Source organism: Nitrospira defluvii (assembly GCF_905220995.1).
GTDB classification, from domain to species: domain Bacteria; phylum Nitrospirota; class Nitrospiria; order Nitrospirales; family Nitrospiraceae; genus Nitrospira_A; species Nitrospira_A defluvii_C.
The window spans coordinates 572159-592705 of record NZ_CAJNBJ010000001.1; the positions used below are offsets into that span (position 1 = coordinate 572159).

Here is a 20547-nt window from a genome sequence, read left to right on the forward strand (position 1 = left end):
CGTCATTCGCCAGGGACAGGAGCCTGTGGGCACGTCGCCGGGAGTCGTGCGACCGAGAACGCCGCTGGCGGCCTCTTTCATCGGCCTGCTATTCGTCGTAATATTTTTCGCGATAGATCGGACACAACCCCTTAGCACGGAGCGTCGCCATCACATCCTTGATCATCCCGCTGCCGCCGCAGAGATAGGCGGCAAGATTGCTCACGGAGGTGATCCGCTCCTCCACCAAGGCCGTCACGCGCCCGCTCGCGCCCTGCCATCCCGGCTCAGGCCGCGACAACGTCGTCACTACAGTGAAGCGGGGATGGGCGGCAGCCAATGCCCCCAGTTCATCCTGCCAATAGAGATCCCGCTGGCTGCGCAGCCCCCAGAACAACGTGACCGGCCGGTCCGGCGCGCGCTGCAACTGCGCCAAGATCATGCTCCGAATCGGCGCGATGCCCGTTCCCGTCGCCACGAACAGCAGATCCTTCGTCCCGTCGTCTCGGAGGTAAAAGGCGCCCGCCGGGCCCTTAAACGACGTCCGCTCCCCTTCACGCAAACGAAACAGGTAGCTCGAGCCGGGACCACCCTGGACTAGGTTGAGCACGAGAAGGATGTGCTCACGCCGCTCCGGCGGCGAGGCAATGGAATAGGGCCTCGTCACGGGGCGAGACTGTCCCTCCTTCGGTACTTCGAAGGAGATGAACTGTCCGGCTTGAAAGGCAATCGTCGGTGGGTCCAGCAGGCGCAGTTCGATCGCTCGCACGTCATGCGTCAAATCTTGAATGCAGCTCACTTCGGCCGTGTATGTGTTCACGGCGTCCAACCCGGAAAAAAGTAACTGAGATGGAAGATCCGGCTAACCTCGCCCGGATGGCAGCAGCAGGTGCGTCTCATAACTCATGATACCAAGAAACGCAGCGAGGCCGAGGTAATAGAGGCCATAGCTGACCCTGGTGGAGAGCGGGACCTCATAGTACCGCTCAGGCAGGCCATGGGGGCCGCCACGGAACGTGGACATGACGTGCGGGATCGCCATGATCGCGATCAACAACAGCATGGGGCTCTGGTTCAGGACGAAGAGACCGATCAGGATCGGCACGCCCAGCCACCAGACCTTTGGCGAGATGATGGCCGTGATCCGGCCACCGTCCAGCGGCGAGAGCGGAATGAGGTTGAAGAGGTTGATCATGAACCCGGCGTAGGCCAGGGCCAGCAGCAATTGGCTCTGAGCATATTCCGCGGCGTAGTAACAGGCCGTGGCCGCCACGGTCCCCGCGACAGGCCCAGCGATTCCCACATAGGCCTCGGTTTCCACATCCATCGGCTGCTCTTTGAGTTGAATCCAGGCCCCGACGAAGGGAATGAAGGTCGGAGCACCGACGTTGAGATTGCGCTGTTTGGCGGCGGCATAATGCCCTAATTCGTGAAACAGGATCAGCAGGACGAATCCCACCGCGTACGGCCAGCCGAAAAGAAAACTGTACGCCACCATCGACAGGAGCATCGTCCCGCCGGTGAGAGCGATCTTGCCCAACTTGAGGCCACTGAGGAGCAGCAGAAGAATTTTCACGAGGACGGACCTCCGTCCCCGCCCGCTTGCTCCGGCTTGGGTTTCCTGTTGAAATACTTGGCCGCAAGCCCACCGAGCGCAATCACCAGGAGCATCAACAGCTTCTTTCCGGCCAGGATGAGCGGCACGACGACCGCCCAGAGCTTCGCCAGTAACCCCGATTTGATGGCCGCCCCGGCAATCAGCGCCGAGAGCCCCACCGCCGCCACCTTGTCGGTCGTGCTGTTAAAGTCGGTGTACCGCTTGCCTTCAACAAACTCCACATTGGCCAGCAGCAGGCCGACATGGGGTTTCAGCACCGCCAACTGCTCCAACGACCCCACCATGTTCATGCTCAGATAGCCCTGCCGCCCCAAGGCCAACGTGTTGTAGTTGACCCCGACCGAGTCACGTTCCTGCGCGGAAATCGCCCACACCACCTTGTTCGCCGCCTTGTCGTAATGAGGCTTCTCCTCCCAGTCACGAATGACCAGCGGGGGAAAGCCCTGAGCCTGCCGCCGTCGGTTATCCTCGTCTGTCCCTTCCTTGATTGCAGCCATCAGCGCATCGGCGTCCCAGTTGGCCGCCTCGTCGTCTTTTACATACCCCGCGTCGATGTACCGCACCACCATGAACCACTCTTCCCCTTCACCTGTCGCCGTAATCAAGCCCAGCTCGGAACCGGAGGGGAAGTTCCCCATTTGTTTCAGCAATTGCTGCGTCTCTTGGGCGCCGAGAAATTGATAGCCCTTCGGCAATTTCAGCAGGGCCTGATCGCCCAACTTCGCATCGGTCGGCCCCATGATCCAGGGAAGCGCCGCCGGTTTCGCCTCATCGGCCATCGACGGTGAAACAGGAACGCCGACCATCAAGCCGAACAACAGGAGCAGCAGCCCGATGTGGCGACAAATCATACTGAGGCCTCCCTGGGCAGCAGATGCATACGACGGACAGATGTTAGAGCTTACCATCCACCAGCGGCCGGAGTGCTTCCATCCGGCGACGGTTCACGCCAAGATCGCCGTATCCCACACGGGACGCCGAGCGAAAATGAATGATCTTACTCTCCTCGTCGAACAGGAACTCCACATCGTCGACAAAGCGGAACAAGAGGCTGGTGCATTCGAAATGGAGGTAGGCGTCGTCTTCTTCCACTAACGTCGTACGTGGCAGACCAGCCATGACGGCCTTGAGCGCCTCCTTCGCCTCCGCGCGGCTTTTTCGATAGCGAAACGGCGCAATCGCGTGACGCTCCTCCCCCGCGGTCGTCGAGACACAGTTGGGTTTATCGGGACAGGGCGACAAAATTCTCATTCTTTCATCCATGCTGAACCGTACAGAACCACCCTAATGCCCATCCGGGAATCTCTTCCCGCGTAACGCTTGCGATGCCAGATCATTCTGCTACGCTTTGTGAATACCCTTCAAGCCACTTTACATCCGACAACGAGGCGCCTGCCATGCGACACAGAATCCTCCACCTCATTTTCGCTCTCGTGGTCATCCTCCTTGCTCCAGCTTTCGTCCGAGGCGAAATGCAGGGCCATCCCAACCTGGCCGCTTCCGCGCCTTTCATCAAACGCATCGCCCTGTTTCCCCCTCAAATCGAGATGTTTGAGCTCGGGGCTGGCGGCAGTCAGGAAAAAATGGACGATTGGGGACAAGCCGCGGTCGTCAATGTGCGCAAGGCGCTGGCGACTGAGTTTTCAAAGCGTGAACACCTCCACGTGACAGACTTCGAGCCAGATCGACTTACCCCCTCCCAACGCGACATCTACAATGAGACCCTGCTCCTCTACGAGTTGGTCTCAGGTGCAATCGTTCGACACGCGTTCAACGTTCAGTATGCTCCGCATCAGCACAAACTATCTCCATTTTTCCCGGAGAAAGCACGAAATTTTACCTTTTCCCTTGGGAAGGAGCTGTCAGAACTCGCCTCCGATGTAGACGCCTATTTGATAGTACTCGGCTTCGACCAGCGCTCATCCACCGGCAGAAAAGCACTTGGTGTGGGGAGGACGTTGGTCGCCGCCGCTCTGGGGGTCGTTGCGGTTCCACAGGGCGGCGGCAACCTCTTTACTGCAGCACTCATCGACGCCAAAACCGGTGACATTTTGTGGTTTACGAAAACCCCGAAGCCCTATGACCTACGAGAGCCCGAAGAAGCCTCTAAACTCGCCCTGGAATTCATGATGGACCTGCCTGCTTTGGGACAAACTCCATGAGGCATCCAATCTCGTTCCAACTCCTGGCTCTCATGCTCTGCGCCTGCCTGGTGGAAGGATGCACGACTGCACCGTTTGGAAGCCGGCCAGACATCACCTTGGACGAGGACGAACAGCGCCTCTGGAAATCGGTCTTGGAAGAAGAACGACGGCTCGATCAGAGTGGATTGCTCTACACCGATCCCATTGTCACCGACTATGTCAATTCAGTCATGGCAAAAGTATTCCCACCGAGATCTGGCCAACACAGCTTGTCTGTCGAGGTCAAGGTGCTGAAAAATCCACTCCTGAACGCCTTCGCGTTTCCTAATGGAAAGATCTATGTGCATACAGGCATGCTCGCCCGTATCCAGAGCGAAGCTCAATTGGCCACCCTGCTCGGACATGAGCTCACCCATGCAACCCATCGCCATACGATCCAGGAACTCCGCGGCATTCGTCGCACCAGCGCCGCCCTCGCCACATTCCAAGTGCTCACGCTTCCCTTCGGCGTATTCGGCGCAGCAGCTACCGCTCTGGGCGGGGTCGGTTATATGGGCGCTGTCACCGGTTACTCGCGCGGGAAGGAGCGAGAGGCCGACGAAGTCGGACTCGACTTGATGGTCCAGGCCGGGTATTCGCCGCAAGAAGCCTCCATGCTGTTTGAAAAGCTGAAAGAAGATCTTGCCCTTCGCAAGATCGACGAACCGTTCTTCTTCGGTAGCCATCCCCGCGTACAAGAGCGCATAGACAGTTTCAAGGAACTCGTGGCCGACAAGTATGCGAGCCGCGGTGGAGCGGTGGAAGTCGATCGCTACTACCACATTATGACCCCGTTGATTGTCGATAATTCTGAGACGGATCTCGCGATTGGCCGTGTCGCCTTGGTGCGCCGCGACCTTCAACAGATCCTAGAGCGCCAGCCGAATAACGCTCGGGCTCACTTCCTGATGGGAGAAGCCTTTCACCAAGGTCACGACGTTGGTGATGAGGAACAGGCCGAGTCCCACTATCGGCAAGCCATCGAGGCGGACCCTCGTCTCGCTGACCCACATCGAGGGTTGGGCTATTCACTCCTGAAGCGAGGTGATCGATTCGGGGGACAGTCTGAATTGCGACGATATCTGGAACTTGCCCCCCAGGCAGCGGACAGAGGATATGTCGAACAAGCCCTAAAGGAGCAGTCATGATCCTATTGCGAATCGTCGCGGGTATACTGATGCTGTCGCTGGGCGGTTGTGTCGGACGATCGGCGCAACTGGTCCCAGCAGGGTCGCAAACGGTCTTGAGTACGGATCAACTTGAGGCCGAGTGGCCGCAAGGATGGATTACCTTTCGCCCTGCCGAGAAAGACGAGGAGGCCGTCAAACAGGGGCTCTTATTCATGGCCACCCGCGATGGGTTCGGTCTACAGACGATGCGTTTGAACAAACGTCCTCTCGACGGAGAATTCAAATATACGCAAAAAAAGCTCTCCGCCACTATGTTGCCGCAAGAAGTCGCGGCCATCTTCCTGGACGACATTAGGTCACACCCCGACATCGTCGAGCTCAAGATCGTCGAAAACGGCCCTGCGACTCTAGCAGGCTCTCAAGGCTTTCGGGCGAACTACACCTACCGAAGCAAGTCAGGGTTGCTTCGTCAGGCCGTTACTTACGGATGCATCGACAAAGGTATGCTGATCACCCTAGGCTTCGATGCCCCCAAACGTCACTATTTCTCGCTGGACCTTCCGACTTTCGAACAGGTGAAAGACACGGTGAGATGGACGTCCTAAAGTGTGCGCTGCTATCGAGTCTGAACTATCCCTCTCAACCACAGCTCCACGACCAGCAGCGCATCCGGTGGGATCAGGCTTGGCAGGCCCTTGTGTCCATATGCCAGGTGCGGACTGATACGGACTCTTGCGGTGCCGCCACCCTCATTCCTCATAACGCCTGCTCGATTCCAGAAATGACCTGACGCCGTCCCAATTCCACCTGGTGATCGGCCGAGGTCACGACGCCTTCGCCCCCTGGGCATATGTGCCGGCCGGTTCGCCGCTTGCCGTTCATTCATCGGTACCGCAACCCCACGATGTAGGAACATCCGGCAGTTCTGAATGAGCCGATCGCCGACCCGAGCCGCCAGGCCGTCACCGGTGCGTTCTTCAAGCAGTTCAATGCCGGTGGATGTCATCGTCAGTTGCACCGCCTCGCCGGCTAATACACCACCGTCGTCAAGGACAGGGACCCGACCGCTGTCTTGTCCAGCACCTTGACCGCCATTCGGCCGATCACACGACCGTCTTCGGCTTCTACATCAACGCGCCAATCTCCCGGATCGAGGCCCTCCTTGAAGGTGTAGGCACGATACCCTCCCTCCCGCCCACCGGAAATCTTGAGCGGAATACGGTCGGCATCGGTGAAGGGCTGACCGGGGTCTGGGCGGTAATACCAGTGGTGATAGATCGTCGTCTTGAGCGCCACCGGCGCGAACACCGCCGTGAAACAATAGACCGGATCGTCGGCCGGGATCACCGTGTCTGAAGCTTTCCACACCTCGTACCATGACTTTTCGAAACTCAGCTCAAACCGGTCACCCGAACGCTTCACCTCGTGATAGATGCCGCCGTGCTTCAACGACAGCGGCACCGGGGGAATCCAGTTCAAGAAATAGAATCCGACCAGCAGCCCGACGAGAGCAACCGCCGGAGCGCCGGCCAACATCGCCTCGCGGGACGTACGATCGGAATTATTCCAATAGATCAACTGCACGACGCGCAGGACGACAAGCACGGTCACCACGGCCCCGGAGAGAAAGATCGCCGCATTCATCCATCCCGTCATCACGGGCAGGAAAAACGTGAAGAACGCGAAGCACACGAGCGCGTAGAGACTCACCAGTAGTTGCACATTCGACAGCCGGCTGCGGAGAAATTCGTTCGCCACAAGGAATGCCACCAGGACGCAGAAGAATACGGCCGTCCCGGCAAAGGTGGCGCTCTTGGAATAAAAAATCGCGTAGGCGCTGAACAGGCTCCCCAGCAGGAACTGAATCGCCATCGGCGCATAGGGCTTGGCTTGCACCACCCATTTCATGAAGAACGGCGCATCCGGGGGGAGATCGTCGACCGTGGCTTCCTGTGTCCCCAAACGCCCGGTCAGCACAATCAGAAAACCCAGCAGGCTCAGGTAGGCCAACAAGAGCAGGTTGTCGCGCAGACGGTCGATGCGTGTCAGCACAAGCGTGTCGTACGTCACGCCACTGAAGAAAAACAGCGGGGGCAGGTAGGGCTTCCCCAAGACCGATTGGAAACGTTGCCATGAGACCATGCGCTAGATTTCAGGAGACGCAGACGATTGTCAAACGAAGAGCGTTATCGCGGCCCTTGATCGGAAGGCCGCGACTGTGCCGTTAGGGGCGACTACATGTGGCAAGGCACAATAATCTCCCGGCATTCATGACTACACCGGCAGCTCAACAGGGTCATCCAGCAAGGCCGCAGAGGAGAAAGAACCGGAGGCGTACACTGTCTGGTACGTCGAGTCCTTGAACGAAGCGAGAACGCCGCCGGAAACCACCTTTCACGTCCCGGATCCGGCAGCTCAACAGGGTCATCCAGCAAGGCCGCAAGGGAGAAAGAACCGGAGGCGTACCCTTTGCGGTACGTCGAGGATTCTTTCGACCTGAGAACGCAGCTGGGGACCCTGTTCAGCTGCCGGATTACATGAAGGGGGGTAGCGGAGCATACACGACCGACATCCCCAAGAGTCGCTCCAACCACCCGGCCATGTGTTCTTCGGCCAAGGGAGCCCGATTGAGCCGCGCCTCCAGCTGAAAGCCTCCGGCCCCTCCGACAATCCCGATAATCGCCGACGCGTCGGCCCCTTCCGGCATCAGGTCCTGGGTTTGAAATTCGCACAGCGTGCTATACAGACGCCCTTGCGGCTCAATCGTGGTCAACACTTCAGGCAATTCCCCCAGCGCGCAATGCACGGAACAGCGGTAGACGGAGCGAGCGCCGGGTTGCACCGCGGCAAACGCCTCCAATGCCTGCTCGGAAAACCCGGTGAGATAAGCCCGAACCCCGACCGGCTGCGGCGCAAAGGTGGCGGCTAACCGGCTGGCCGGCACCAGAAACTCATAGGCATCCAGGGTGTTGTACTCAAACTGGCAGGGTCCGAAGGCGTCGGGCCAGGAACAGAAAAACGGCGTCGCAGGATCTGAGGGGCGTAATACCACGTTATCCTTGTCGACGGACGTCTCAACCGGCAACTCCAAGGTGGCGATGGCATCGAGAAAGATGGCCCTGCGCTCATCGATCCACTCGGTGCGCTGTGCATCCTCCCGCGTCTCCCCCGGTGTCACGACCTCTTGCGTATGGAGACGCACGCGGATGAACGCATGGTTGTGCCGGAATCCCAGCCAGAACATGGAGACAGGATGATGGAATCGTAGCCCCGGCCTGGTCCGCCAGGGGTGACTGATGGAGCAGTAGGTCCCGACATCCTGGTAGCGCTGATAGACGGTGTGGTAGCCGCCCGCCAACAGAAAAAAGTCGCCCTTCCAGGATTCGCGAATGTGGATCAGGGTCACATCTTCCGTGGCCCAATGGTCGAGCAGGTCGAAGGCCTCGGGAGAGTCGACCGCCCAGTCTTCCACGTAGCAAATGACGTCCTTGGCGGGATGCGCCGGTTTCAGCCCCAAGGCTGCGAGGCGCTCCCCGACTGCGAGGACCTCTTGAAAGGTCAGCCGGCCGGGGGTTTCCCACCGCCGTTCACGCACAACGTCCCTCCCCGAGTTGCGCGCCGCTTTGGAGCCGGGGATGCCTCACTTGACGGACTTCAGGCCCCGACCCTCGATTTTCGTATCGGCAATGAAGCGCTCGAGGCCGTCCTGCAGGAGACCGGACATGAGGGTTTCCACATCTTCGCTGGTAAACCAGAACACCAGCTTCGTCTGTTCGCCCTGAACATTCCGCTGCGTGCTGCTGTCATCCGCGAGGTTCTTGACCTTGATGACCAGTCGGCTCTCACCCGTCAGCTTGGTATTGAACACACGGCTCTTGGCGTTCGCCGAAAAATTCAGAATTTCTCCACCGATGACGATATCCGCGCCCGACACCCCCACGCCCGACTGCACGACGCGCGCATCCCAGCCGCGACGATTCCACCCGCGCCACCGCAAGGCTTCGGCCAAGGCTTCGGCCACCGTCACGCCGGGAGACCCGCCGGTGACATTGAAGTTGGTCACGCCACCGCCCAGGTGGGTCCGCTGGCCGATCTTCGACCGGTCCGCGCGAAGGTCCTCAAACGGCTCAATGACGATTTTTAGCGGCTCGGGCTGGCCGCTCTGCACGAACGGTTGTTGCGGTTGCACATTGACCGACACCATTTCCCCGGTTCCGGCGCAACCCCAGAGCAGCGCCAATCCCACCGCCAGGCACCATTGACTCGCGATTCGACATCCCTGTGCAATCACACATGCCTCCCTGTCAGTATGTGGCGTACGCAAACGCGCCCAGTCTACCCAAGTCCCGGCCGGATGACAAACGAGAAGAACGAGTCGGAGCGAAGAACCGGAGCTGATGGCCGATGACCGATGGCAGGCATGTAACCACTCCGGACAGGCCGGATCAGGGAATCAGGAGAGGCAGGAGGCTCCGGAAGGTGTCGCGACCGAGTTCCGGAAGGTGCCCCTCGCGCAGGGCAGGGGAATCCAGAGGCACAAACCGGGCAATCTTGAACCAGGCCCGCCCGGACAACACCGCGGCCAATTGAGCCTTCCGGTCGTGCGTAATCGGCAGCGTATACCCCTCGCCCCGCTTCCACTCCCACAGCGTGGGGGCGAGTGACAGCTCCAGTCCATGGCCGGCCAGCTGGTGGAAGCGGTCAAAAAAGTTCTTTTTGCACTGCTTCACCTGCCCGCCCTCGACGATCATCGCAAACACCAGGTGATGGCCCCACCAACACAAGGATCGAAAGGTGAACTTGTCGTCGCCCAGAAAATGTTTCGGGTAGTCCAGGTACTGATAGGGGCACTGTTCGAGGCGCTCGCCCTTCACGGACTGCGCCTTGGCCGGATCAAAGCCGGGAGGCAACAACAACGTCGTCCCTGCCAGATCCTCCCGTAATCCCGCCTGGAGGGTTGCCAACAGGGCCTGCACCTTGAGGATCGCCCGCTCCTTGGAACGGAACAGTTCCCCGTCCGCAACCAACGCGAGCTCAGCGAGCGTCAGAGACCGTTTATCCAACGGGAGAGACATTCCGACTCATCGATTGAAGGCGCATGATGCTGATAGGGGGTGGATTCAGTGGTCAACTACGCGGGTGACATATGAACATTGTCTCGTCGGATGCTCAAACGGATCGTCCAGCAAGGCCGCAGACGACGACAAGGCCGGAAGCGTACCAGTTCTCACCCACCCACCCCGAGCTGCCGGGACAGCTCTTGCACCGAGAGTACGTTGAGGATCTTGTCGAGGCGAGAACGCAGCTGGCGGAACGTTTCAGCATCCGGCTACGCCTTCTGGAGGGACTCAAACGCCGACACCTCCAGATCGAACATTCGCCGACATTCCCCGCAGCGTAACCCGACCATGTCGCGGATCACATCCAATTCCCTGATCGTCACAGACACAGGATGGGCGCGCAGACAGCTTTCCAGCGATTCTTTGGCCGTGGGCATCACTTTCGGACCGTCCACCTCGCCGCCGAGCGGCACAGCCGCGACCCGGCCCACGACCTGGTCGGCCGTCATGAGATGCATCATGCGGCAGGAGGTGCAGGCCACCACGAGCCGACCCTGGTCATCGATCCGCTTCAACGAGAGACACAAGGGATGAACGGCAAAACACTGTTGGACGAATGCCCCGCTTTGAAACCGTTGTGCCATAGTCACCTATTGCAAGACCAACCGATACGCTGTGTCCCTAATTCGTTCGTCGCGCGTGAAGCGTCGTTCGTCGCCCAACCCCAGCACCGAGCCTCTGGTCTGGTCCTCGGCCGTCAGCGACACGCTCTCAGTCCGCCCGGCCACGATTCACGTCTTGCGTTTTACGACACTACAGTTTGGCCAGACCCAGCATCATCAGCACACCCAGGGCATACGGAATCATACAAGAATACAGCACCCCATTGAACGCCCGATCGGGAGTATTCGACTGAATAGTGCGGTCCTTGTAAATGAATTCATAGGCGAGAATGAGCAGGGTCAGGGTCAACACGAAGACCCGGCTCGTGCGAGGCCAAGTGTAATGGCCGCTCACAATGAAATTGGCCGTGAAGAATCCGCTGGAGACAAATAACAGTGGCGCGAGTACATACCGAAGGGTGTGAGAAAAGAAGACGTGCCAGGCGGGCCTGGCCGAACGTTGTTGCGGATCGAGGAGGAGCGTCATGACCCGACGGGTGCGGGGTGGCTGGACGGAACGGCCTGCTTTGCCTGCTCCTCGGCCGTCCGACAGCTCTTACAGATTCGGGGACGTTGCTTCAGGAAACTGACTTTCCCGCTCGCGAGGCAACTATAATGGACGAATTCGTCGCACACGCTGCAGCGCGACCAGCCGCCGCGAAACATCGTCTTATCCCGATAGAGCCCCTGCTGGCAGACCTTGCAACTGCGGGGTTCAATCCCCAGCAACATGGGCTCCCAGTCACCACCGGCCTTCCGAATACTCATGACGCGGGAGTATAGCGAAGGGATCGAAGAAAAAACAAGGAGGGAAGGGGGGAAGGAGGGCCCCACCTGGCGTCCCTTCTTGCTCGCAGACCGCGCACACGATCAGAATGTGCTCGTCCCATGCGCGCAGTGAAGGGCCAGCGGGTGAGTCCCTATTGCCCCAGAGGAAAGAGACGAGCTGAATGATGGACGGTGAGGATATGCGCTTGTTGCCCCAGAAGGCGATACACAATACGGTACGAGCCCTGCACGACTTCGCGAATCTGTGGATCGGCAAGCTCGGGGACGATCCGCCCTGATTCGGGAAACAGGGTCAAGCGGTCCACGGCAGCCACAAGGCGCTGCGCCACCAATTGGGCTGCGTGAGGGGAATCTTGAGCAATGAATTGTTTGATCGCTTGAACGTCGGCAATAGCACGGCGAGTCCAGATGAGCGTCATCCGAGCAGTTGCCGAATAGCGTCCTGGTGGGGGACAGTCTCGCCGGCATTCGACTGACGGAGGCCTTCCTCTACCTTAGAGAGGAAACAAAGCCGTTCGATCGCATCTTCCAGCGTGGCATCGTCGGGTAACCGCTCGACTGCCTGAATAATCTTCTGCTTGGCGGATTGAGCACTCAAAGTCGGCACCCCTTCGTATGGTGGCACTCTAAGCCACTTGGAACATGTGGTCAACCAGTAAACAGAGACTCGGCAATCAGTCAGTCGCCAAGTTACCGGCCCATGGCTCCGATCTTCCCGGCAAGGACTCGAAAGCACGGTACGGTGGGTTTGCTCATTGTCCCTGCAGAGCTCCCACGATACCCGAAAAGTCGCCCTCGGTCGGCATCACAAACAGACAACGGCCACCGCTTCGAGAAGCCCAGATCGCCCCAATCGCTCGTTTGTCCTCGGCATCGATCCCGTCGAAGAGGTGCCTCCCCTTATATTCAACAGCTAGCGTACGGCCATCCTTCAGTTGACACAGAAAATCCGGGTAGAACCAGTCCTTGGAGGTTTGCAGCCGGAATGACGTGGGTTTGCGAACCAGATTTCTCACCCAGAACCTCACCTGGGGAAGTCCATCGAGAAACTGCGCACACTGAAACTCTTCTGTGACCCGCCCTTCGGCCGTCTTTTCCGTCAACTCACCGGGCTTGGGTCCGAAGTAATGCTTCTGAAACTGAAAGCCGCCCTCATACACGCGGCTCGGCTCATAGCCCATGGTCTTGAAATTAATCGTGCGCGCTTCGGTCACCGTGAGCGGTGAGTCGGATAGGAGCAGCATTTGAAATGACGCCTTCCGCTCACCTTCGCGATGTTCCTGAATACGCGCCGCAATTTCATCGCGGAGCCGGAATCGATCGAGCGCCAGAATACCGATGTCCGCAATGCCATACTTCGCCGTCAGCCCACGAATAACCTTCCGAAGAAACTCTGCCGATTCCCCGACGGGAATGTCGTGGTGATCGATTTCCCGATCCAGCCAGGCGACGAGCCTTTCTACAGACCAGTCATCTTGACCGCTGAATTGAAACATCTGTTGGTGCAGCGTGCCGACAAAATCGGCATCGCCGGTATCGCCCATGAGCGTCGTCTGGACGTCGCCCTTCTGTCCGACATCGATCACCCCAACCTTTCCATACGGACGAGCCAGCGGGTTATACGCCGCGGGCAACGACGCATCTTTCTCGCTCAATTTCCAGGGGTGTTCGAGCAAAAAGGTGCTTTCGAACTCGTACAGCATGCCGTTCTCGGCAAAGCAGAGCAGCGGCACAAGAAAGTCTACCTGCTGCTCATACGGCGACGGCTTTCTGGGCTTTCCGCTTCCGCCGAAAGCCCGTTCCGCTTGACTCACTGCCTCAACGGCCACTTCCAGCATGGCTTTTGCTTCAGGCGTGCAGACACAACTCTTGACCCGGTCGGTATCATCCTGATCGAGCGGAACAACGATCGTGATCGTGCCCGCTGCGGCATCGATGCGTACCTTTCCCGCGAGCGCGGCTTCCTGCACTTGAGCAAGGGTTGGATCGATCTCGGTCGGTGCGAAGGTCACAGTCTGCGGTTGCACACTGAGCGGCAGCGTGCCTTGCGGCACGGAAAGAATGATCCGTTCGGCCTCTGCCTTCGTGAACCCATTGTGTTCCAACGCCTCGCGCAGTTCCGCCAACACCGTTGTAATCGAATCCGAGACAGAAAAGGCATAGGCGCAGTTCAGATCAGGATGTTGCTTCGCCTTGGCGTCCGGCAACCGAAGAATGCGCCCGACAATTTGCTCAATCGCCGTGGCCGACCAGGTTTCCTTCAAGCTGCAGAGCACAGAGGCAAAGGGGCAATCCCACCCCTCACGCAATTTCTCCACCGTGATGATCACCCGAACCTGGCACTTCGGCGAGGCAATATCCTTCACCCCTTTGAGTTCGTCGAGCCGGCCGACGGAGATCTTCACCTCGTCTTTGGAAAGCCCGAACTCGCGCACCAACCGGTCACGTAGCGGTTCACAGGCATCGACCCGCTCGGCCTGAATCAGGAGAATGGGACGGATATATTCGGCCGTCTGCTGCCCTTCCAGAACGGCGAGCTTTTCCAGATCGGCTCGAAGCGTGAGGGCTTCCGCCAGCAGTTGGTCCCGCTGACTTGGGTGTCGGGTGACAACCCGCAACGGCAACTTTACCATCTGCGCCGTTTTTAATTCCGCCGCCGAGACACGATGCAGGACGTTGGACGGAGTCTTCTCACGCGCCGGTGTCGCCGTAAACTCGACGATGCACGAGGGCAAGACGTTGCCGAGCGTCGCAAAAGACAGGTCGGTCCGGGCATTGTGCGCCTCATCCACGATGACAATCGGTCGCCGAAGCCGTAGCGCGTTCACAAGAGACGGTTTGGGTTTCCCGTCCGCACCGGGAAAAAGATCCGCAAGGCGGTCGGGAGGAACGTTCATTACATGCTCGGAAAACGCGCCGTTCTGGTCATAGACCCTGCGCCCGGTCGTGTCCTCGACCCGGAACGATTGAATGGTGGAGACGATCACGACAGTCTGCCCATCCACAGCCGCCCGAGACAAATGCAATGCCTCGTCAATGGTCACAACTTCGACCGCCCCACAGGCGAGTTCCAACGCCCGTCGGTATGGATGGCGCGGATCGCGTAGCGCATCCGCCGTTTGGTCCAGGATCGTATGACTCGGCACCAGCCAGAGTACAACTGCTCGCTCAGCCCGCATAAACTGGCGCTGAGCCAGCCCCACCGCATGACAGGCGAGCAAGGTCTTGCCGCCGCCGGTCGGCACCCGCAAACACACATAGGGCATGTCCGCCCCTAGCCCTGCAGCTGGAACCGGAATGTAGGGCGCGCCTTCACCAAACCGACGCGTGACCTCCCGAAAGGCGGCATCCGGCTTCGTAGTCTGGGCAGTGAGGCGGAAGAAGTCCCGTAGCGACTCCAACACCCGCTCCTGGTAGTCCTTGAGCGTAATCACGCCTTCCCCTTTGAGTGAAATCCGATCTGGCGTTTCGGGTCGTCCGGTGGAGGCTGCAACAGCGGCAACAGTTTCTCGTAGACATCGAGCAACGCCGAATCATGTTCAAGCAAGGTGCGATCGATCTCGGCCAACCGCTTCAGAATGGCTTGATTGGCAGCAACATGCTCTCGCAAACGGACGAACGCGCGCACCACAAAGATACTCATCTGAACCGCCCGCTCGCTTCGGAGAATGTTCGCGGCCATGACGGCACCATGCTCGGTGAACGCCCACGGGAGATAGCGCCGTCCGCCTCGAGAGCTAGTCGCAAATTGCGATGGGTTACCGTTATCCTCTTGAGTTGCACTGGTTTTCTGCCTTGAGGTCACAGTTTGTGACCTCAAACACGATGTCTCCGATTTGGTTAGTTGGAACGCGAAGTCTTCAGGAAATCGGTCGGTGTTGCGCTTGACGGCCTGATTGAACGCTTTTGTCGTCACTCCATAGAGCCGGGCTAAATCTGCATCGAGGATGACTCGTTGGTCCCTGGCCACGAGAATCAGCGGCTCCAAGGATTCATGAATAGAGGCGGGCTTTCGGGAAGGCATAATCAGCTCACCTTGATCTCATAGGGCGTCTGCCTGATCAGAATCCGCTCCGCCTGCAGCCGGTCTTTCCCAAGCAGGCAGCCAGCGCAATAGATCACCTTCTGCCCGTCGAATTTCGGGAGCTGTGCCAAGACAGAACGCGTGAGCACGTTACCGCCTTGAGCACTCTTGTCGTCGAGTATGCCGTTGTAGAGCAGATAGACCCCCACGCCGCAACACTCGCCGAGGAACGGCGACTTTGTCACCCGCCCGCGCGGCAACGGCTCGCCCGTTTCGGTGAAATAGACGTGTCGCGCGAGATCCGCAAAGCTCACAGTCTCACGGATCTTGCCGCTCTCATCGAACAGCGGCTCACCCAATTCACAATAACGAAACCCGCCGCCGAGACCCTCCACCTGCTCCCCCTTCGCATTCTTGTAGCCCTGAGCAACCCGCCGTACCCGTTCGGCGGTAATGTCGCGAGCGATCTTCGGCTCCATCTCCACAAGGATGAAGCGGCGGCCGCCACTGTCCTGTTTGTTCAATTGCAACACGGCCTGTCCTGTAGTTGCTGAGCCAGCGAAGGAGTCAAGGACAAGGTCCCCTGGCTGAGTGGCGATTTGTAACACCCGCTCTAACAAGCGTGTCGGCTTCGGCGTGGAAAAGATAGCATCACCGCCAAAAAGACTTTTCAATTCAATACTTGCATCTTTGGCGGTTCCGAAATCTTCGTGCTTCCACCATGTGGTCGGCGTGAGCCCGTTAAGAATTTCATCGCGATATTTTTTTAACATTGGTCGGCCAGTGCCATTTTTCCCAAATGTAATGCGGCCATCGGCTAACCACGCTTTGAATTGCGTTTCGTTACAGCGCCAATAGCGACCCGGCGGAGGAGAAAATTTCTTGCCCGTCGGACCAGTAATCTCGAATTGACCCGCCGCATAGAACTTTCCAGCAGATAAGTTTTCAGACTTCCATGGGCCGCGCCAGTCATTGTCTGAGTTCTTGAATTTTGCAAGTTGCTCTTCACTCCGATTGAACTTTCCCACAGTCGCCCTATCAAAGTTCAGCGAGTACACGTAAATAAAATCGGTGGTCTCGGAAATATGCTTTGCCGTCTGATTCGCCGTATACGCAGTCTCCCAAGCCGCAACTGCAATACGGTTTCGAGGACCGAAGATCTCATCGAGTAATACGCAAAGATGGCCAGACTCATCCGATCCTATATTGACAAAAATAATGCCATCTTCCCGAAGAAACTGTCGTAGCAGCGCCAGCCTCGGATACATCATGCAGAGCCAGCGGTCGTGACGATCGAGCGTCTCGCCTTCCTTGCCTACAACCTTGCCGAGCCATTCACGAATGACCGGACTGTTCACATTGTCGTTATAGACCCAGCCCTCATTACCCGTGTTGTACGGCGGGTCGATGTAGATGCACTTCACCTGGCCCGCGTAATAGGGCAGCAGCGCCTTGAGCGCCACGAGGTTGTCACCCTGCACAATGAGATTGCCGTTGCCCGGCTCGCCGCAGGCGAGATCAGGCACATCCTTCAGCAAGTGAAACGGCACCTGTTGGTGGTGATTCACCACCGCCTCTTTCCCGATCCAGTTCAGTGTGGGCATAAGTTCCCGATGAGTAGACGCCGCTGAGGGATACCCTTTTCCATGAGGGAAATCAACGGGAGCGTCGGCCAATCGCCCTCAGAGCGACGAAGCGGTGAGCGGACGTTGCAGGCCATTGCGGCCGAGGTCCGATGGTGTGTGAGGCGGGAATCCGAGCAAGGCCTGACCGCCAGAGGCGGATCGGAATTCTCCACATCTCATGCAGGGGCCTGGGAGAGCCGCCGCCGGAGTCCCGCCCACTACAGCAGCGAGGCAAGACTTCGTCAGACCGAAGCCGCCGGCTCGCCGCTCGTGGACCGGCCCGCTGTTTCAGCATGGCATGATAGAGGGGACATGACGCCCAGTAGGCCGTGTCCGGCAGAGGTGCGATACAGGAAGCGGCTCAGGGCTGTTCCGGCGGAATATGCGGTTCGATCGCCGCGATCAGCGCAGGAACATCATGAAGGGTAATGTCCCAGACTCGCAACAGGTCGAGGCGAAAATAGTCGTGTGCGATGCGATGGCGCATGACGATCACCTGTTTCCAGGGGACTGCAGGCAACTTGGCCCTGGCTTCTTCAGAGACCTTGCCGGCAGCCTCTCCGATATTTTCCAGTGCCTTGGTAATCGCATGTTGATGCAGGCCGCTCTGCCGGAATTGCTCCCATGTCAGATCGGCACGGAATTCAATGACACGCCTTGCCGCGATCAGCATATCGAGCAGATACGCATCATCCCGCCACATAGATGGTTTCCATGTGAGTCAGAATGTGCCTTCGTCTGATGTAGTTCGGACTCTCGTCTATCAGTTGCTTCTCAACCAGATCGATCGGACGTCCCAACAATTCCCCGAGCTCCGCTTTCATATCGAGCATTTGCTCAAAACCCCAGTGGGTACCCGGCGCAAACGTCACGAGGACATCCACATCACTGTCAGGCCGGAAATCGTCCCGTAGCACCGAGCCGAATAACGCCAGCTCGGCGATGCTCCATTTTCGGCAAAACGAAGTAACGCGGTCTTGCGGAACAGGGATTTGGATGTGTTTCCTCATGGTACACCCTGGATAGATTTATCTGAGGGATACCCCTTCCAGGCAGGGAAATCAACTGTGTAGGCATCTGTGCCTGCCTTCATTGCGGCACCCGGCTTCTCACTCCCCGCCCGGGAACAACCGGCCTATTCTTCACTGCGCGCATCGGAAGCGCACATTCTGATCGTGCGCGTTCCGCGACCTAGAATGCTCCCACCAAGCTCGCTCGTTCCTTCCCAGGTAGGGGCGGCACCCACAGGTGGCTCTACCGCGCGCATCGAGCGAGCACCGCCCTATATTTCAGCTGATGATTGTTCTTGGTGCGCACTCTGCGAGCGAGGAGCCGCTTGTGGGGGCACCCCCTCTCAATTGACACCCCTTTCACCCTTTTGTTACTCTCCGCCGGTTCGCATCCACTCATCATCAAGACTCTGTATTCATCCATGAACATCAAGGACTACCTCGAACAGAATCGCCTGGCAGTCGACCGTTTTCTCGATCAGGTGAGCCCCCCTGCGACGACGCCGCCCACGACGCTCCACGAGAGCATGCGCTACAGTTTGATGGCGGGCGGCAAACGCGTCCGACCGATCCTCACCATAGCCGCAGCCGAAGCCGTCGGCACCACACCCCCTGGGCTGATGGCCGTGGCCTGTTCGCTGGAATTCATCCATACCTATTCTCTGATTCACGACGACCTGCCCTCCATGGACAACGACGACTTTCGCCGGGGCAAACCGACCAATCACAAGGTGTACGGCGAAGCGATGGCGATTCTGGCCGGCGACGCACTACTGACCATGGCCTTCGACCTCATCAGCCGGCCCGAGCTCATGAAGGGCTGTGACGCCATCCGGCAGGTACGCATCCTTCAGGAGCTGGCCTACGGATCCGGCAACATGGGCATGGTGGGCGGTCAGGTCTTCGACATTCAAGCCGAAAATCAGGACATCGATCTCCCCACGCTCCAGAACATTCACAAGCATAAGACCGGCATGCTGATCCGCGCCGCCGTGCGCATGGGCGCCATCGCCGCCGGGGCCAGGGATCGGCAGCTCGACGACATGACCGGGTACGCGGAGGACATCGGCCTGGCCTTCCAGATCGCCGACGATGTGCTGAATGTCACCGGGACGCGCGAGGAGCTGGGCAAGAATCCCAATACCGATGCGGAGCGCGGGAAGAAGACCTATCCGACGTTTTATGGCGTCGAGGGCGCGCGCAAACTGGCGGACGATTGCGTGACCCGCGCCATCAGCCGGCTGGACACATTCGGGCCTTCAGCCGACCCGCTCCGCGAGATCGCGCGCTACATTACTGCGCGGAAAAACTGAAGAGCCAACAGCTGATAGCTTATGGCTGATAGTCTGACAGTTTCCCTTTCGGCCATCGGCCATCGCCCATTGGCCATCAGCTCTTCGTCATGAAAGCCCTCGTTACCGGAGCGACAGGATTTGTCGGCGGGGCCGTGGCACGCGCGCTGGTGAAGGCCGGCGTGAAAGTCCGGACGCTCTCCCGCAAGGGCGCCGATCTGCAGAACCTCGCCGGTCTTCCGGTCGAACAGGTGCACGGAGACCTCCGTGACCGCGACTCCCTTCGCCAGGCCCTACGCGGCTGCCGGCAGCTCTATCACGTGGCGGCCCATTACGCCCTCTGGGCCAAAGATCCCGCCATCTTCTACGATATCAATGTCACCGGCACGAGAACGCTGCTCGAAACGGCCCGCGAGGTCGGCATCGAACGGACGGTCTACTGCAGCACCATCGGCGCGATCGGCTTGCCGCCCGGTGGAGGGCTCGGCACGGAAGACACCCCGGTCTCGCTGGAACAGATGGCTGGCCATTACAAACGATCAAAATATCTCGCCGAGCAAGAAGTGCTGAAACTGGCGCGGGAAGGACTGCCGGTCGTCATCGTCAACCCCAGCGCACCGGTCGGCGAAGCAGACGTGAAGCCGACGCCCACCGGCCAAATCATCGTGGACTTCATGCAGGGCCGGATGCCCGCATACATCGAGACGGGCATGAACCTGATCGATGTGGATGACGTCGCGCAGGGCCACCTGCTGGCGATGGAGAAAGGCCGTCAGGGTGAACGCTACATTCTCGGCCATACGAATCTGTTGCTGAACGAGGTCTTTCAGATCCTCAGCCGGATCACGGGCGTGAACGCGCCCTCCGTGAAACTGCCGCGACTGGCCATCCTGCCGCTGGCCTATGCAAATCAATGGATCTCGAACCTGACCGGTGTGCCACCCCGCATCCCGCTCGAAGGGGTGAAGATGGCCAAGTACAAGATGCATTACGACTGTTCAAAGGCCATCCGCGAACTGGGCCTGCCCCAAACACCGGTTGACGTCGCGTTGGAGAAGGCGGTGCGGTGGTTTCGCGACCATGGCTACGCATGATCGGATGCTGAAAAAGGCCTTCAGCTGCGTTCTCGGCTCGGCAAGATCCTCAACGTAGCCACGGGGAAGGAGCTGTCTCGG

24 protein-coding genes and 1 pseudogene are annotated in these 20547 nt (G+C 58.9%); 5 read left to right on the forward strand and 20 right to left on the reverse strand.

The genetic code is table 11. The annotated features are described in order from the left end of the window. Positions 1-88 precede the first annotated feature (88 nt). From KJA79_RS02735 to KJA79_RS02750, 4 genes are read right to left on the reverse strand one after another with little or no spacing between them, the layout of a single operon-like run. Positions 89-799 carry an FAD-binding oxidoreductase gene (locus tag KJA79_RS02735; RefSeq protein WP_213040463.1) on the reverse strand — a complete coding sequence of 237 codons (711 nt, stop codon included), beginning with the start codon at positions 797-799 and terminating at the stop codon, positions 89-91. A gap of 42 nt (positions 800-841) precedes the next feature. Further along, positions 842-1555, reverse strand: coding sequence for a site-2 protease family protein (locus KJA79_RS02740; RefSeq protein ID WP_213040464.1), 714 nt, complete (start codon positions 1553-1555; stop codon positions 842-844). Further along, the gene (locus KJA79_RS02745) at positions 1552-2448 is read right to left on the reverse strand and encodes a DUF2167 domain-containing protein (protein ID WP_213040465.1); all 897 of its coding nucleotides are present in this window, start codon (positions 2446-2448) and stop codon (positions 1552-1554) included. The genes KJA79_RS02740 and KJA79_RS02745 overlap by 4 nt, the downstream gene beginning before the upstream one ends. A 43-nt stretch (positions 2449-2491) precedes the next feature. Then, positions 2492-2848 carry a DUF1499 domain-containing protein gene (locus KJA79_RS02750; protein WP_213040466.1) on the reverse strand — a complete coding sequence of 119 codons (357 nt, stop codon included), beginning with the start codon at positions 2846-2848 and terminating at the stop codon, positions 2492-2494. Between the two features lie 221 nt (positions 2849-3069). On the opposite strand from KJA79_RS02750, the gene KJA79_RS02755 reads away from it, so the two are divergent. From KJA79_RS02755 to KJA79_RS02765, 3 genes are read left to right on the forward strand one after another with little or no spacing between them, the layout of a single operon-like run. Further along, a complete protein-coding gene (locus KJA79_RS02755; RefSeq protein WP_213040467.1) occupies positions 3070-3759 on the forward strand; it encodes a hypothetical protein in 690 nt (229 codons plus the stop codon). Next, positions 3756-4928: a M48 family metallopeptidase gene (locus tag KJA79_RS02760; protein WP_213040468.1), complete on the forward strand. Its 1173-nt coding sequence runs from the start codon at positions 3756-3758 to the stop codon at positions 4926-4928. Before KJA79_RS02755 ends, KJA79_RS02760 begins: the two co-directional genes overlap by 4 nt. Beyond that, complete coding sequence (locus KJA79_RS02765; RefSeq protein WP_213040469.1) at positions 4925-5515, forward strand: DcrB/PsbP domain-containing protein; 591 nt, start codon at positions 4925-4927, stop codon at positions 5513-5515. The genes KJA79_RS02760 and KJA79_RS02765 overlap by 4 nt, the downstream gene beginning before the upstream one ends. 11 nt (positions 5516-5526) lie before the next feature. On the opposite strand, the gene KJA79_RS23265 is transcribed toward KJA79_RS02765, so the two are convergent. The 16 genes and pseudogenes from KJA79_RS23265 to KJA79_RS02835 form a co-directional block, all read right to left on the reverse strand. Then, a complete protein-coding gene (locus KJA79_RS23265; protein WP_425518092.1) occupies positions 5527-5916 on the reverse strand; it encodes an FKBP-type peptidyl-prolyl cis-trans isomerase in 390 nt (129 codons plus the stop codon). Between the two features lie 23 nt (positions 5917-5939). Continuing rightward, the gene (locus tag KJA79_RS02770) at positions 5940-7052 is read right to left on the reverse strand and encodes a DUF2914 domain-containing protein (protein WP_213040470.1); all 1113 of its coding nucleotides are present in this window, start codon (positions 7050-7052) and stop codon (positions 5940-5942) included. A gap of 391 nt (positions 7053-7443) precedes the next feature. Continuing rightward, positions 7444-8505 (reverse strand): hypothetical protein, encoded by a 1062-nt coding sequence (locus KJA79_RS02775; protein WP_213040471.1) that lies wholly within the window; start codon positions 8503-8505, stop codon positions 7444-7446. Positions 8506-8550: 45 nt separating this feature from the next. Then, positions 8551-9201, reverse strand: a complete 651-nt coding sequence (locus KJA79_RS02780; RefSeq protein WP_213040472.1) for a hypothetical protein — start codon at positions 9199-9201, stop codon at positions 8551-8553. A 154-nt stretch (positions 9202-9355) separates the two neighbouring features. After that, entirely contained in the window at positions 9356-9985 is a 630-nt protein-coding gene (locus KJA79_RS02785) for a hypothetical protein (RefSeq protein ID WP_213040473.1), read from the reverse strand. A 254-nt stretch (positions 9986-10239) separates the two neighbouring features. Beyond that, positions 10240-10614 carry a hypothetical protein gene (locus KJA79_RS02790; RefSeq protein ID WP_213040474.1) on the reverse strand — a complete coding sequence of 125 codons (375 nt, stop codon included), beginning with the start codon at positions 10612-10614 and terminating at the stop codon, positions 10240-10242. A 169-nt stretch (positions 10615-10783) separates the two neighbouring features. Then, positions 10784-11119: a hypothetical protein gene (locus tag KJA79_RS02795; protein WP_213040475.1), complete on the reverse strand. Its 336-nt coding sequence runs from the start codon at positions 11117-11119 to the stop codon at positions 10784-10786. Next, positions 11116-11400: a hypothetical protein gene (locus tag KJA79_RS02800; RefSeq protein ID WP_213040476.1), complete on the reverse strand. Its 285-nt coding sequence runs from the start codon at positions 11398-11400 to the stop codon at positions 11116-11118. Before KJA79_RS02800 ends, KJA79_RS02795 begins: the two co-directional genes overlap by 4 nt. Before the next feature lie 152 nt (positions 11401-11552). Next, positions 11553-11840 (reverse strand): type II toxin-antitoxin system RelE/ParE family toxin, encoded by a 288-nt coding sequence (locus tag KJA79_RS02805; protein ID WP_213040477.1) that lies wholly within the window; start codon positions 11838-11840, stop codon positions 11553-11555. Further along, positions 11837-12019 (reverse strand): hypothetical protein, encoded by a 183-nt coding sequence (locus KJA79_RS02810; RefSeq protein WP_213040478.1) that lies wholly within the window; start codon positions 12017-12019, stop codon positions 11837-11839. The genes KJA79_RS02805 and KJA79_RS02810 overlap by 4 nt, the downstream gene beginning before the upstream one ends. A gap of 154 nt (positions 12020-12173) precedes the next feature. Then, positions 12174-14855: a DEAD/DEAH box helicase gene (locus KJA79_RS02815; RefSeq protein ID WP_213040479.1), complete on the reverse strand. Its 2682-nt coding sequence runs from the start codon at positions 14853-14855 to the stop codon at positions 12174-12176. Continuing rightward, entirely contained in the window at positions 14852-15103 is a 252-nt protein-coding gene (locus tag KJA79_RS23270) for a hypothetical protein (protein ID WP_246507379.1), read from the reverse strand. The genes KJA79_RS02815 and KJA79_RS23270 overlap by 4 nt, the downstream gene beginning before the upstream one ends. A gap of 45 nt (positions 15104-15148) precedes the next feature. Next, positions 15149-15445: pseudogene (locus tag KJA79_RS23275) on the reverse strand (ORF6N domain-containing protein); the annotation flags it as partial. Positions 15446-15447: 2 nt separating this feature from the next. Further along, entirely contained in the window at positions 15448-17049 is a 1602-nt protein-coding gene (locus tag KJA79_RS02825) for a site-specific DNA-methyltransferase (protein WP_213040481.1), read from the reverse strand. A gap of 382 nt (positions 17050-17431) precedes the next feature. Next, a complete protein-coding gene (locus KJA79_RS02830; RefSeq protein ID WP_213040482.1) occupies positions 17432-17773 on the reverse strand; it encodes a HepT-like ribonuclease domain-containing protein in 342 nt (113 codons plus the stop codon). Further along, entirely contained in the window at positions 17760-18080 is a 321-nt protein-coding gene (locus KJA79_RS02835; RefSeq protein ID WP_213040483.1) for a nucleotidyltransferase family protein, read from the reverse strand. The genes KJA79_RS02830 and KJA79_RS02835 overlap by 14 nt, the downstream gene beginning before the upstream one ends. 422 nt (positions 18081-18502) lie before the next feature. On the opposite strand from KJA79_RS02835, the gene KJA79_RS02840 reads away from it, so the two are divergent. Beyond that, positions 18503-19393 carry a polyprenyl synthetase family protein gene (locus KJA79_RS02840; RefSeq protein WP_246507381.1) on the forward strand — a complete coding sequence of 297 codons (891 nt, stop codon included), beginning with the start codon at positions 18503-18505 and terminating at the stop codon, positions 19391-19393. 89 nt (positions 19394-19482) lie between these two features. Beyond that, positions 19483-20466 carry a hopanoid-associated sugar epimerase gene (hpnA, locus tag KJA79_RS02845; protein ID WP_213040485.1) on the forward strand — a complete coding sequence of 328 codons (984 nt, stop codon included), beginning with the start codon at positions 19483-19485 and terminating at the stop codon, positions 20464-20466. Positions 20467-20547 lie beyond the last annotated feature (81 nt).